7 protein-coding genes are annotated in these 14,835 nt (G+C 58.9%); 4 read left to right on the top strand and 3 right to left on the bottom strand.

Annotated elements, in window-relative coordinates:
• Window positions 1-3 precede the first annotated feature (3 nt).
• The 3 genes from ACP15W_RS00550 to ACP15W_RS00540 are packed head-to-tail and all read left to right on the top strand — an operon-like array spanning window position 4 to window position 5,488.
• Window positions 4-1,431, top strand: a complete 1,428-nt coding sequence (locus ACP15W_RS00550; RefSeq protein ID WP_424930874.1) for an HlyD family type I secretion periplasmic adaptor subunit — start codon at window positions 4-6, stop codon at window positions 1,429-1,431.
• A gap of 2 nt (window positions 1,432-1,433) precedes the next feature.
• Window positions 1,434-2,378 carry a response regulator gene (locus tag ACP15W_RS00545; protein ID WP_424930873.1) on the top strand — a complete coding sequence of 315 codons (945 nt, stop codon included), beginning with the start codon at window positions 1,434-1,436 and terminating at the stop codon, window positions 2,376-2,378.
• An 11-nt stretch (window positions 2,379-2,389) separates the two neighbouring features.
• Window positions 2,390-5,488 carry an ATP-binding protein gene (locus ACP15W_RS00540; protein ID WP_424930872.1) on the top strand — a complete coding sequence of 1,033 codons (3,099 nt, stop codon included), beginning with the start codon at window positions 2,390-2,392 and terminating at the stop codon, window positions 5,486-5,488.
• Between the two features lie 100 nt (window positions 5,489-5,588).
• Here the strand turns inward: ACP15W_RS00540 and ACP15W_RS00535 are convergent, their stop codons facing one another.
• From ACP15W_RS00535 to ACP15W_RS00525, 3 genes are all read right to left on the bottom strand, one after another.
• The gene (locus tag ACP15W_RS00535; protein ID WP_424930871.1) at window positions 5,589-8,273 is read right to left on the bottom strand and encodes a M10 family metallopeptidase C-terminal domain-containing protein; all 2,685 of its coding nucleotides are present in this window, start codon (window positions 8,271-8,273) and stop codon (window positions 5,589-5,591) included.
• Between the two features lie 479 nt (window positions 8,274-8,752).
• The gene (locus ACP15W_RS00530; protein ID WP_424930870.1) at window positions 8,753-8,986 is read right to left on the bottom strand and encodes a hypothetical protein; all 234 of its coding nucleotides are present in this window, start codon (window positions 8,984-8,986) and stop codon (window positions 8,753-8,755) included.
• A gap of 690 nt (window positions 8,987-9,676) precedes the next feature.
• Window positions 9,677-13,330 (bottom strand): vitamin B12-dependent ribonucleotide reductase, encoded by a 3,654-nt coding sequence (locus ACP15W_RS00525; RefSeq protein WP_424930869.1) that lies wholly within the window; start codon window positions 13,328-13,330, stop codon window positions 9,677-9,679.
• Window positions 13,331-13,728: 398 nt separating this feature from the next.
• On the opposite strand from ACP15W_RS00525, the gene ACP15W_RS00520 reads away from it, so the two are divergent.
• The gene (locus ACP15W_RS00520; RefSeq protein WP_424930868.1) at window positions 13,729-14,778 is read left to right on the top strand and encodes an alpha/beta hydrolase family esterase; all 1,050 of its coding nucleotides are present in this window, start codon (window positions 13,729-13,731) and stop codon (window positions 14,776-14,778) included.
• Window positions 14,779-14,835: the final 57 nt, after the last annotated feature.

The raw sequence follows: 14,835 nt of genomic DNA, 5'->3' as shown, positions 1-14,835 counted from the left end.
CAGTTGAAACCGATTGCCCGGCTCGATCCGGAGCGCCGCGTCGACATGGAATCCTCGGGACAGCGTCCGGATGAACGCCGCAGTATGACCGAGAAAGCGCAACCGACGCTTGCGCAAAAGTCGATCTCCTCGGCCCAGGTACGCCACCTTGCAGCCTCCGTTCGGCTTGAGGAACGTCCGGACAGCGTCTCCGCGAAGTTTGCCGTCTTCGTCGTGGCCGCGTCTCTCATGGCCTTGATTGCCTGGGGGTCCACCGCTGTCCTGCCGGAAATTGCCAAGTCGGAAGGGGAGATCAGCCCCCGCGGCTTCGAACGGGCCATCCAGCACCCGATTGGTGGTACCGTCGCCGACATATCCGTAACATCCGGTCAGACCGTCAAACGTGGTGACCTGATCGCTATCTTCAGCGACAACGACATCAGGTCGGATCTGCGAATAGCAAGCCAGCAGGCGGTCTCGCTGGAGATCCGCGCCGAAAGGCTTGCCGCATACATCGAGGGACGCGAGCCGGTATTCGAGAGGTTTTCCAGTGCAGGTCCCGAAGTGTTCGATGCACGCCGAACCCATGCCGCGATGCTTGCCGCACTCACCGACCGGGAGAGCATAGTCTCGAACCAGCTTGCCCAGAAGAAACATGACCAGCAGATTCTCGAGCGGCAGATCGAAGCACAGGAGAACCGGGCCGAAGGCGTTGCCGATCTGGTGTCAAGACGTGAGGAACTCTACGACAAAGGCCTCGTGACCTACCAGAGCATTGTCGAAGCGCGCCTCGATCTCGAGTCCGAAATCTCCGAGCGTGACGTCCTGAAGAGGCAACTCGCTCAAAACCTACAGTCTCAGCGCGAGTACAAAACCCGCCTGCTCTCTACGGGCAGCGCGGAACGCTCTGGCGCGCTGCAGCAGCTCCACCAGACCCAGGCCGATCTTTCGGAAGTGAACGCACGAATTTCGAACCTCGAGCTTCAGATCTCACAACTTTCCGTCCGCTCACCGGTCGATGGAATCATCAAGCTTCCCGATCGGCTGGCCGTTGGCGATTTCGTTTCCTCCGGGCAAGCGGTTGCCCACGTCGTGCCTTCCGACGAGGAACTGATCGCACGTGTCCGCATATCCGCACGCGATATCGGCCGAGTAGACGTGGGTCAGACAGCCAAGGTGAAGTTCACGGCCTATGACTTCGTGCGGTTCGGCGCGGTTGAGGGAACCGTCGAACGGATCTCCCCCAGCGCTCTCGTTTCTGCAGATGGCCGTCCCTACTACACGGCAGAGATAAGGCTTTCACGGCACTCGCTCGGACCAGGGCAAGGTGAACACCCCGTACTGCCGGGCATGCGGGTGGATGCAGACATCATTAACGGTAATCGAACTATTGTCGAATATCTGCTGAAGCCAGTGAAACTGGCACTGGAAGGTGCCTTCCGGGAGAGTTGAGCATGCTGGACAGACCGGTTCAGGAAGACAGAAAGTCAAACATCCGGTCTGCCTCAAGGAAAATCCTCGTCGTTGACGATGATCCGATGTCCCTTCTCATGCTGGAGGGAGTTGTCCAGCAACTTGGGTTTGAGGTCCTGACGGCAACGAATGGTCAGGATGCACTTGCCTCACTTGCGAATGAGCAGGACATCTCGATTGTCCTGCTTGATCGCGTCATGCCGGGCATGGACGGGCTGACCGTAGTACGGAAGGTCAAGAAAGAGCCGGACCTTTGTCACATTCCCATCGTCATGATCACGGGGTCGGACGATCCCGAAGAAATGCGGGAGGGAATTGAAGCAGGCGTGTTCTACTATCTTTCAAAACCGGTCGAGGCAAACCTCGTAGGATCGGTCATTTCCGCAGCGCTACGCGGCGCATCGCAGTTGGATGCGTTGAATGACCACAGCAACGATACATTGGGCTTTGATCTGGCTGTCGCCGCCAAGTTCCAGTTCAGGACGCCAGACGAAGCACAGTCGCTCGCGGGGTTCCTGGCCAACTTCTTTCCCAACCCCGAGAGATCCATTGAAGGTATTGCGGCACTCCTCCTGAATGCCGTGGAGCACGGCATCTGCGGGATAGGTTTTGACCGCAAGGGCGATTTGCTTGCAGACGGACTGCTGAAGGAAGAGCTGCGCAAGAGGCTGGATCAACTGCCAGCAGAGCGAAAAGCCACGGCTGCCATATCGCGCAAGACGACAGGTGTGTCACTTGTGGTCGAGGATCCCGGTGACGGGTTCGCTTGGAAAGAATTCGTCGAGATCGACTTTTCCCGGTCCCAGGGATCCCATGGACGAGGCATTGCTCAAGCCAAAGCAACCGCTTTCGATGAAGTCAAATTCAACAGCACCGGAAATTGCGTGGTCGCCGTTGTGCGCGCAAAGCCTGATTTCGACTGGTAGGTTAGGTAGTCATGACCAGTTCTAATGCCTCGAATGCCCGCGCCCATAAGCCATATGGGCACCTCAAGAGGTTTTTCCCGATCTACATAACTTGCGTCATTCTGGGCGCGCTTGCCTATCTCGATTATTACTACGTCATGACGAACTATGCGCGGCACGTGGAAAAGGAGCGCGTGGACCTACTCGAAAAGGCTCACCGCAAGGCCTCTTCCGCGATTGCGGCGGCCGACCTGAAGGTTCGATCCGTAGAGGCGCTCGCGAGGGCGTCACAGTCCCTCGAGGCAGACGAGCTGACGAATTTCTCGCAATCACTTGTGAATGGACTATCACTGGGCGTCGCAGAGTTTGGGATAGTCGAACTCAACCAGCATGGAACAGGTCTTATCAAGAGGGGGAACAGCAATGCCAGAACCTTCCCCCTCTCAACCTTGTCACTCGATGTCCGAGATCGACTATCCAACCTTGAAAGTGGTGTAGCCTCTCGGTCTTACTTGTTACCTGGCAAGCTGATCTCCGACGCAAGAGAAGAAACGTCGTCCTTCATCACTCTTCTCAAACCTTACCAGAAGATAGCAACGTCTTCCGGTGCTGATGGTGTGATCTTTCTCTCTTTGAATATCGATAGGATCGCCACTCAGGTCGATAGGCTGAATGGGGTTCGGGTAAATAGCATCTCCGTCGATACGACCGGCAGGAAGCAGGTTTACGAATTTGGGTCCGGGGCTGGACAAAGTGAGAAAGAGGGCCGACTGACCCTTTTCTTTGATGGTCACGCGATAACACTTCTAGCAGCTACAACGAGCACGGACCTCAAGACGTTTATTCTTGATGAGGAACTCAGGCTTCATCTGATCCTTCTCGGAATAGCGTTCGCGATCATATTCACGAGCTACATAAGTGTCCGGCAGATTCGGTTGAGCCGCCAGGCCATTAACGCGGCGGAAGCGGCGAATTACCAGAAATCGCGGTTCCTTGCGACGATGAGCCACGAGATGCGAACGCCACTAAACGGCATTCTCGGAATGAGCGACCTGCTCCGAAACGAGCGCCTCTCGCCAATGCAAACACGCTACCTAGACACACTTAATGTGTCTGCGGAAAGCCTGCTTGCCTTGATCAACGAAACGCTCGATCTCTCCAAGATTGAAGCAGGAGAAATGGAGCTTGATCCGCAGGAAGCCAACCTGGGGGAACTCATCAACAGTGTTTCCAGCGCGGCCAACATACTCGCAAACGGGAAGAATATTGACCTGATCACCATTCTTCCACTGCAGGCTTACGGGCCGTTCGTGTTCGATGAACTACGGCTGCGCCAGGTGCTCACGAACCTGCTCTCGAATGCCATCAAATTCACCGAGGCCGGAGAAGTTGTGCTCAGGGTAGAGGTGATTGATCATAGGGACCGAAATCGCAAGGAAGTCTCCTTTGCTGTCATAGATACGGGGATCGGTATCGACGAAGACCGGATCAAGGACGTCTTTGAGCCATTCCGGCAGGCTGATGCCTCGACAACCCGGCGCTATGGAGGCACCGGACTTGGTCTGACAATATCCAGCCAGATTGTTCAGGCGATGGGGGGCGAACTCTCCGTAATCAGTACGCCGGGTGAAGGCTCAATGTTCCGTTTCACTGTTGAACTGGACGCAAGGCACAATGGCAAACCGTTTCGGCGCGAATGTTGCGTTGTCGGGTTGCAGAACATCGTTCTGTGCCTTGAAGACTGTTCTCTGGCCTCGGCAGCCATTTCATCGATCTCGTCAGCGGGAGGCGACATTCGCCACATCCACGACATCGAAAGCGCGAAGAAATACATTCTCGAAGCCGAAAGACGAGGTGATCCCGTAGATCTTCTTCTCGTCAGCAACGTGGAAACGGCAGAGCAATTTAGGGATCATCGCGATGTCCGGCCCAATGGCGCAGTTCCGATGAAAATCGGCCTCATGCGTTCCTCGAGGTTGGCTTCGAATGTGTTGAGCAGCGAGGAGCAGTCGGCGGCGGATTTTGTCATCAATGCCCCGCACAGCGCAAAGAACTTCGTCGAGGCTATCGCGTCCGCATTCCACCATCGATCGTTTGAAGCGAAGTCAAAGGCCAAGGCTTCCGAGAGCAGTGCCACCTTCACCAAAGCGCGCGTCCTGCTGGTCGATGATGACGCAATCAACCTTATGTACGGAGAAGAACTGCTTCGGCGGCTTGGCTGTCAGATCGTTACTGCGCGGAATGGACAGGAAGCCATTGATCGATTTGCGGAAGGCCAGAGTTTCGACATCGTCTTTCTAGATTGTCAGATGCCCGTTCTGGATGGCTATGAGGCAGTATCGATCCTGAAGGCGAAAATGGAGACGGAAGAATTCAGCCGAACGCCCATTGTCGCGCTGACCGCCAATGCGATGAAGCAGGATCGGTTGAAGTGTTTCAACGCCGGTATGGACGATTTCCTGTCGAAGCCCGTCCGTGAGCAGGAGGTTGTCGAGATCTTGGCGAAATGGATCGGACAGAAAGGTGCCGAACCGCGGGTTCCCGTTCCGAATAAGCCGCAGGTGATCGAAGACGCGAAAAGCCATGCGGCAGTCGCGGAAGTTCCCACCGAGGTCGCGGAAGACCAAGTCGTCGCACCTCTGGCCGACGATTTGAAAATGGCCCCCCCAAAGGCCGCCAAGACACCGGATCGCGCGGCAGCAGACAAGATTGCTCCGGAAAGGGACCAATCAAAGCAGGCAAAGCCGGTGAAGGACGTGGCTGCCAAGAAACCGCTGCCTGTGGTCGAGAAGGAAATTCTTCTCAAGACCAAGGCGACCATGGGCCCGCAATTCCCAAAACTCTGGGAAATGTTCGTGAGCCAGACACCCAACACGTTCGATACGATGCGCCAGGCCATAGTGGATCAGGATATCGAACTTCTCGGACGGTCAGCACATACGCTCAAGAGTTCGGCGAAGATGATGGGCGCAACGGCAATGGCATCTGTTGCTGCTCGGATCGAGGCCCAGTGCAAGTCCCAGGATGCCAGTCCGGGCGACGCCATCGCGCTGCTCGAAGAACTGGAATCGTCCTTTGCGACCTACATCAGCGTCCTCAGGAAAGCCCAGAAGGCAAAGCTCGCCAGCTGATCCCCGACTTCTCCGCAAGCCCCCCTGCCCCCACCTGCGACAGGCCGGGGTCGCAAGTGGCAGCAATCTCCGACAACGAGGCATCCTTCAGGAGCGAAGATTACACGAAATCGATGAGGTCGTTGGCGACGAAAACCGATTCATCCCGCAACGTCTTGAGCCAGATGGTCTGTTTGTCATCAACGACTATCTGAAGTTTCCTGTTGTGGATGGTGAATTCGAGATCGCCCACCGAACTGTCATCGAAACCTTCCAGGCGGATGGTGTCATCGCGCCATCTGAAATCGAGGATCTTGTCGAACTCTGTCGATCCGGTCGAGATATCCCTGGCGCGGAAAACGAAAACGTCATTGCCACCCTGCCCGAAGAGTTCGTCCTCCCCGCTCCCTCCAAGAATGACGTCATCGCCACTACCGGCCTTGATCGTGTCGTCCCCCGCTCCGCCATTGATCGTGTCGTTGCCTCTGCTTGCACTCAGCTTGTCGTCGCCGCCTCGAAGGTTGAATTTCATGCCGGTCTTGATGCTCGTCAGGCTGAGCGCGTCATCGCCGTCCGTCAAATTTGTCATTGTGGCATTCGAAACGCCGACTTCGCTCAGGGGAACGGGTGAAAGCTCGCGGGCCGTGTTGGTTCCAGCATGGAACGAGAAATCACTTTCCTGGAAATCCTCTTCCTTCTTGGAAAGAACGAGGATGCTTCCGCTCCCCCCAAAATCGATAGTCACGCCCTTCCGGCCGTCCGAAAAGTTCAGATCGTCGAGTCCTCCGGAAAAACCGTTGATCTCGATGATGTCCGATCCGGAGTCGAAGCGAATCGTGTCGGTTCCAACATCGTCTACATGGAACACGAAGGTATCGTTGCCCTTGCCCCCCGCGAGTTCATCCGAACCGTTACCTCCATAGAGGAGATCATCCCCCTCTCGGCCAACGAGGCGGTCATTCCCGTCGCCGCCATAGAGAACATTGGTTCCGCGCCCGCCGTCCAGCCGATCCTTGCCGTCGCCTCCCGAGAGGCTGTCGTTCCCGTCATTGCCGGAAAGCAGGTCATCCCCGGCCTCTCCATATTGCAGATCGTGACCCTCTCCTCCCCGCATGTTGTCACGTCCGCCACCCCCGAACATGACGTCATCGCCGAGTTCGCCATTCAACCGGTCGTTGCCGGCTCCGCCTTCAACGGTATCGTTCCCCGCGCCCGCAAAGACATTGTCGTTGCCGCCATCGGCAACGATACGATCGTCCCCTGCCCCGGTTCTGATCTTGTCCGTGCCCTCCATCCCGAGAACGGTCTGGCCATCCTCGGAATGGGACTCATAGCGATCCCGCTTGCCGGTTAGCCGGACGGTCAGGCCCCCATCATCCGTGAAATCGTATCCCGGATCGTTGTCAGTATCACCGCTGCCCTCCTCATCGCCGGGATCGCCCCCGACATCCGGGTCTGTACCGCCTCCCGTGTCATCCCCACTGGAACCCTCAACGAGACGGATCACCCCGTCTGCGCCAACTTCGGTCGATTGGTTCGCGCCGATATCGGTCACCACGACCTGATCACCCGCGCTGAAATCGGTCACGATATCGCCGATGACCTCCGCAATCGAACCGCGGATCGTGTCATTGCCCGAACCGAGCGTGTATGTGTCCAGACCCAGGCCACCGCAGAGCAGATTGTCCGCACTGTTCCCGATCAGGACATCGTCGCCGCCACCGCATATGACGGATTCAATCAGACTGCGCGTGTCATTCTGGAAAAGCAGCGACATGTAGATATTGGCCGATGCATAGACCCAGTTACCCGCCTCGTAGCCCAGCCGAGATTTTTGACCGATCCCGCCAGTATCAAGATCCGTCGCTTCGCCGGGATTGAGGTTAACGCTGATACTGCTGGTGTAGGTGGCGAAATCGAGCGTGTCGTAGCCGCCCCCATCCCACAGCGTGCGGAAGACCCTGTTCTCCGCCGGAACAGCATGGGAGACCCCATCGACCAGCATCTCGCCGGTTGCGGGATTGAAACTGTAGGTCGTATCGCCCGAGCGTGTGGTATAGTCGGCGCCATAGATCGATTGGATCGCCGCGATATCAAGCATCATTAGCGATTGCGCGAAGCCGTGGGTCTCGTTGGTATATCCGCCGCCATCGTGCCCTACATAGGACTTGTAGCTCATCACCGAGTATTCAATGCTGTCGTAGGCCGCGCCCAGGCTCGTCCCTTCATGGGGGTGCTCCATGCCCAAGGCATGGCCGACTTCGTGCATGGCGGTGAGATGGGCATAGGTTCCGACCGCCCCGGTAGCCCCACGGACATCGTCTGCGTAAGGGGTGATCTCCTCCGGATCGACCCAGATGTCTCCACCGCCGGCCCAGTCGAGGCTCGGCACATAGGCCCAGGCCGTAAGCGGGGCTGTCGATGCCGCGATGCGAATTTCCGCCGAGCCAGGCGAGCCGCTCTCGGTGAGGTTCAGTCCGGATACCTCATCCCAGTGAGAGAGCGCGTCGCGGAAGATCTCCTTGCCGCCATCCCCCAACTCGGAAAAAGTCAGGAGTTCGGAATTGGGCGCGTCGAGGCTGACATAATCGAGCAGGCTTGTTGTGAACCCGAACGAGATCTCGTTCGAGCCCCAGTAGCTTCCGGAGAGAAGACCGGAAAGATCCCCGGTCGTCGGCGCGATGGGCGCCGGCGTCAGAACACTCCCTGCCGCATCAATGGGGCTTCCATCCGTATCGAGCACCGCAAGCCGAACGGGAGCCTCGCAAACGGAGCACAACTCTTCACACCCATTATGTTCGCACACTCGCAAATCCCCCACTTTCGAGTATACGTGCCACCCAGACACATTTTTCTCGCCAGAACCCTGCCGGGTGCGCTTAAGCGCCTTTGCGGCAAGTCCTCCTGCTCGAAGCGAGAAGATGCGCACATCTGGCCACAATAGAAAGCCGCCTTGGCGAGACACAGTTTATGTGTATAATTTGAGATACTTCTGATCTTTTGAATTGGGAGAATCAATTTTTTTATTTTTATTAGCGGGTTGCGCGGTCTCGGAATGGAATTTCTTGCTGGCCAGACCAATTCCAAGAGGCGAACTCAATTCAGCGGTCGTAACCACTTTCGGTAAAATGCGCGGCTAAATCCCTGAACCAGAGCATCTACACGGCATCTCTGGCCGCCTGCGGGCCTTCGCCACGCACCCCAGTGCCCGGCTGCATAAAAAAAAGAGGCCCGGTTGGGCCTCTTGTAGTTTGCATTCCCCCGTCTTGGACTGCGTTTCCGTTCTTACTGCTCGACGGGGTCTTGCTTGCAGTCAAACATGTTCAGCTGGATCATCCCGAGAAGATGGTCGAAATCCGCTCGCGAATGCCGCTGATTGCTATAAAGCCCGGCATCTGCCTTTCTGACATCGCTGGTCTTTGTTCGATATTGTGTCGCCATCGGTTCTCTTCCGTTCTCGCCGCCATTCTGCTCGATTTTTTGCGGCTTGTTTTCTGGCCTTGCGAAGCGCGGTTTCAACCGCGCCTCAATGTCTTCAACTGTCTCTCCCGAAAACTGCTAAACGTCGTGTGGCTTTGGTGCCGAACTAACTACGAGTTGCTTCGCAACTTCAATCGCTGTCGGATGCCTTTCCCCCCTCAGGACTTCACCGACTCTGAGAGTATTAGTGCCAAGCGCATGAGCAATACGAGAGAACTTCTCTCCTTGCATTCTCATAACGTGAGCAGTAACAGCCTCAGCGTACTCGAGCGATTTTCTTTCGTATTCTATCACATTCAGATTCACACCGGTTAGAGGATGAGAAACACCCATTTTCTAAAACTCCTTGGCTTTAGTGAATCCCCTCGCTTTCTACTTTGATTTCTTGTTGGGTCTCTGTGTCAGGGCCGAGGCCGCAGCAGTTTTGGCTGCTTTGCTCGCTCTTGGGTTTCGAAGCACTTTGCTTGCCGCTGTGGCTGCTCTTGCGCTCGTAACTTCGTTGTTTGACTTACGTGCCATGTGTATGGCTCCTTTTATCAACAGGAATCTGGCATTTCTTGTGGGCAGATCCTGTATAAAAGTGCACGTCATTGATCTGATGCCTCGATAATGGCCTAACAGGCCATCGCCCCAAATCTGGGTCGAAACAGCTTTCCCCGCATTGTGCACATCGATGCGGGAAAGCTGGGGCGCGGAAGGTAGGAGTTCCGCGCCCCAACTCCAATTTCCTCAGCTGCAGCCCGTCGTGGAGCCGCAGGTGTTGCACTTCAGGCAGGTCCCGTTGCGGACCAGCGTGAAGTTGCCGCACTCGCCGCACGGGTCGCCTTCATAGCCCTGCATCCGCGCCTTGGAGCGAGCATCGAGCGCCGTCACGCTTGCCTGCGTCTTGGTCGTGGTGGTGGAGGACACCGCCGCCCCGACCGCCGAGGCACTACTGGCAAGCCCGGCACCCCCCTGCAGCACCATGAGCTCATGCGGCAGACGCTTGCGCAGATAGCCCGTGGAGGAGATGTGCTTGATCATCTCGATCGAGGTCTGCGCCACTTCCGCATTTGCCACCGCCTCGACATTGCTCTCCTCGACCGGCTTGCCGACATAGTCGAAGCTCTCGCCCTCGGGCTTCACATGCGCGAGATCCGTGCGGTCGAGATAGCTCACCGCCAGCTCGCGGAAGATGTAGTCGAGGATCGAGGTCGCGCTCTTGATCGAGTCGTTGCCCTGCACCATGCCAGCCGGCTCGAACCGGGTGAAGGTGAAGGCCTCCACGAACTCGTCGAGCGGCACGCCATACTGAAGCCCCACAGAGACAGCGATGGCGAAGTTGTTCATCATCGCGCGGAAGGCAGCCCCCTCCTTGTGCATGTCGATGAAGATCTCGCCGAGCGTGCCGTCCTCGTATTCGCCGGTGCGCAGGTAGACCTTGTGCCCGCCCACCATCGCCTTCTGGGTGTAGCCCTTGCGGCGCTCGGGCAGCTTGACCCGGTTGGAGCGCTGGATCTCCTTGATGATGACCTTCTCGACGACCTTCTCGGCCAGAACGGCGGCGCGCTCACCCTGGGGCGCGTCGATCAGCGCTTCCTCGAGATCCTCCTCGTCGTCGTCCTCGATCAGCGAGGCCGCGAGCGGCTGGCTGAGCTTCGAACCGTCACGGTAAAGCGCATTGGCCTTCACCCCGAGCGACCAGGACAGCTCGTAGGCCGCCTTGCAGTCGTCGATCGTGGCGTCGTTGGGCATGTTGATCGTCTTGGAGATCGCCCCCGAAATGAAGCTCTGCGCCGCGGCCATCATCTGGATGTGGCTCTCCACCGAGAGATACCGCGTGCCGATCTTGCCGCAGGGATTGGCGCAATCGAAGACCGCGTAGTGCTCATCACGAAGATGCGGGGCGCCCTCGAGCGTCATGGTGCCGCAGATATGGGCGTTCGCGGATTCGATCTGGGCGCGCGAGAACCCGAGATGGCGCAGAAGATCGAAGGCCGGGTCGGTCAGTTCCTCCGCCGGGATGCCGAGAACACGGGTGCAGAACTCCTCGCCCAGGGTCCACTGGTTGAAGACGAAGCGGATGTCGAAGGCGGTCGGAAGCGCGGCCTCGATCTTTGCCACCTCCTCCGGGCCGAAACCGTGGCCGGTGAGCGAGCGGGCGTTGATCTCGGGCGCGTCGGTCAGCGAACCACGACCGACGGCATAGTCGATGATCTCGCCGATCTGCGACTGGGTGTAGCCGAGAGTGGCGAGCGCTGCCGGAACCGAGCGGTTGATGATCTTGAAGTAGCCGCCGCCCGCGAGCTTCTTGAACTTCACCAGGGCGAAGTCCGGCTCGATGCCGGTGGTGTCGCAATCCATCACCAGCCCGATCGTGCCGGTGGGCGCGATCACGGTGGTCTGCGCATTGCGGAACCCGTGCTTCTCACCAAGTTCCAGCGCACGATCCCAGACGGAATGCGCGAGGTTCAGCAGGGCCCGGTCCTTGCAGTTGGCATGGTCGAGCGGCACCGGCGGAACCGCGAGCCCGTCATAGCCCGCCGTGTTGCCCTGCGCGGCACGGCGGTGGTTGCGGATGACCCGCAGCATGTGCGCCGCGTTGTTCTCGTAGCCCGGGAAGGCACCCAGTTCGCCCGCCATCTCGGCTGAGGTCGCATAGGCCTCACCGGTCATGACGGCCGTGAGGGCACCGCAAAGCGCGCGACCCTCGGGGCTGTCGTAGCTCAGCCCCATGTTCATCAGCAGCCCGCCGATGTTGGCGTAGCCGAGGCCCAGCGTGCGGAACTTGTAGGAGAGCGTCGCGATCTCCGGGCTCGGGAACTGCGCCATCATCACCGAGATTTCGAGCGTGATGGTCCAGATGCGGGTCGCATGGACATAGCCCTTCGCGTCGAACTGCCCGTCCTTGAGGAAGGTCAGCAGGTTCATGGACGCAAGGTTGCAGGCCGTGTCGTCGAGGAACATGTATTCCGAGCACGGGTTGGAGGCACGGATCGGGCCGTCTTCCGGGCAGGTGTGCCAGGCGTTGATCGTGTCGTGGAACTGGACGCCCGGATCGGCGCAGGCCCAGGCCGCCTCACCCACCTTCTGCCACAGGTCGCGCGCCTTGACGGTCCTTGCAACCGTGCCGTCCGTGCGCTTCGTGAGATCCCAGTCCGCATCCTCGCGGACCGCCCGCAGGAAGTCGTCGGTAACACGAACCGAGTTGTTCGAGTTCTGACCCGACACGGTGAGATAGGCTTCCGAGTCCCAATCGGTGTTGTAGCTACGGAAATCGATTTCCGTCACGCCCTGCTCGGCCTGCTGAAGCACGCGCTTGATGTAGGCTTCCGGAACATGAACCTTCTTGGCCGCGCGGATGGCGGTCTTCAGGGTCTTGTTGACCGTGGGGTCGAAGGCGGCTTCCTCATCGCCATCCCAGGCGCGCACCGCGTCAAGGATCGCGGCCAGCCGCTCGCGGTGGATCTTGGAACCGGCAACGAGGCTCGCGACCTTCTGCTCCTCGAGCACCTTCCAGGAGATGAAGTCCTCGATGTCGGGGTGATCCATGTCGCAGATCACCATTTTCGCCGCGCGGCGCGTGGTGCCGCCCGACTTGATCGCGCCCGCCGCCCGGTCGCCGATCTTGAGGAAGGACATCAGGCCCGACGACTTTCCGCCGCCACCGAGCTTCTCGTTCTCTGCGCGCAGCGACGAGAAGTTGGTGCCGGTGCCGGAACCGTATTTGAAGAGCCGCGCCTCGCGGGTCCAGAGATCCATGATGCCGCCGTCGTTCACCAGGTCATCCTGGACCGACTGGATGAAGCAGGCATGGGGCTGCGGATGCTCATAGGCGGAAGCGGATTTCGTCAGTTCGCCGGTCTGGTAATCGACATAGTAGTGGCCCTGTGCCGGACCGTCGATGCCATAGGCCCAGTGCAGTCCGGTGTTGAACCACTGCGGGCTGTTCGGCGCACCCATCTGGGCCGCCAGCGTGTAGCGCATCTCGTCGTAATAGGCCTTCGCATCGGCCTCGGTCGTGAAGTATCCGCCCTTCCAGCCCCAGTAGGCCCAGGCGCCTGCAAGCCGGTCGAAGACCTGCGCCGCACTCGTTTCGCCGACATAGCGCTCGGCTTCCGGCAGTTCTGCGAGCTTCTTCTCGTCGGGCACGGAGCGCCACAGGAACTCGGGAACGCCTTTCTCGCGCACCTTCTTCAGGCGTGCGGGAACGCCGGCCTTGCGGAAGTATTTCTGTGCGAGCACGTCCGCTGCAACCTGGCTCCAGCCCTCCGGAACGCTCAGGTCCTTGAGCGAAAACACCACCGATCCGTCCGGGTTGCGGATCTCCGACGCGGTTGTCTTGAACGCGATCCGACCGTATGCCCCGCTGTCTTCCGTGGTGAACCTGCGCTCGATCTTCATCTCATGCTCCTTGGTCTTGTTCTGGGTGCATCTAGTGAGCGGCACCATATCTAGTTGCCGTCCTGCGGCCTGCCACCAAACAATGCCAAAGCGCTCCGAGTCGCAACGGATTTATTGCGCATTGCGACCACATATTGTGGTTGACAGCAATGTGTCCACAACCTGCTGTTAGTAGATTGTTAGCAAACGATTCCCGTTAAAGGCGAAAAGTCCTGTTTTCACTGCACCGCAGGGTCAGGTGGCACAGAGGCCTCACGGCTGGGGGAAATCGAAATCGGTTTGCGATCAGAAGCCCCTGCGCTATCCTTTTACCCGTGTCGAAGCCCGAATTGGACGGGCGCGGCACAGGATTTCCCAGTGATTCCCCTCTGCCATTTGCACCGATCCCTTGGAGCCGAATGATGTTCTCGAGATTACCTTTCGCCGCGAGTCCGCTCGCGTTCGCATGTCTCGCCTCCCTTTCCACGGCGCCGGCCGCAATCTCCGGCACCTTTTCCGAGACACAAGATTTTGGGTCGAACCCCGGCAATCTGCGCATGTATTCCTACCGGCCCGCTAGGCTGGGCGAAGGTGCGCCTCTGGTCGTGGTCCTTCACGGCTGCAACCAGTCCGCTCCGGGCTATTTCGAGCATAGCGGCTGGCAGGCGGAAGCGGACAGGGGCGGTTTCGCGCTTCTCTTCCCCGAACAGCAGCTCGGTCCCGGTCCGATCTTCGATCCCAACGGACGCAACCATCCCACGTCCTGCTTCAACTTCGCCGAAGTCCGCGACTCGACGCGCGACAGCGGCGAGGCGCTCTCCATCCGCCAGATGATCTCCACAGCGGTCGAAGACATGGAAATCGACGAGGACCGCATCTTCGTCAACGGCCTCTCCGCCGGCGGCGGCATGACCGCGGTGATGCTGGCGACCTACCCGGAGGTTTTCTCCTCCGGTGCGATCATCGCGGGGCTTCCCTACCGTTGCGGCACCCGCACGGCCACCGCCCCGGAGGCCTGTGGCATCTCTTTTCCGTTCCTGCCTAGCAACCCTGCCCCCGACCGCTCTCCCGAGGAATGGGGCGATCTGGTCCGCGCCGCTGCACCAGCCGGTTTCACCGGGCCCTGGCCCCGTGTCTCGATCTGGCAGGGCGATGCGGATGGCACCGTCGATCCGCCCAACGCACGGGAACTCGTTGAGCAGTGGACGGATGTTCACCGGATCGATGCCCTACCCGACGAACAGCGGGATCTCGGAGTCGCTTTGCGTGCGGCATATGCCAACCCCGAGGGCGAAATTCTGGTCGAGCTCTATGCCCTGCCCGGTTTCGCCCACGCCACGCCGATCGACCCGGATGCCATGGGTGCGCCTTGCGGCATGTCCGGCGACCCCTTCATCCGCGACGCCGACATCTGCTCGACATCCGCCATCGCAGCCTTCTTCGGTCTCGGCGACACCGCTTCGGAGTGATGGGTAAACCAAGGGTAAATTGCGAACCATACTCGAGCCATACGAAAACCATACGGA

The sequence above is a fragment of the Amaricoccus macauensis genome (assembly GCF_049800915.1).
Taxonomy (GTDB): Bacteria; Pseudomonadota; Alphaproteobacteria; order Rhodobacterales; family Rhodobacteraceae; genus Amaricoccus; species Amaricoccus macauensis_A.
Note: the sequence above shows the minus strand (reverse complement) of the source record. Positions and strands in the feature narration are given on the sequence as shown.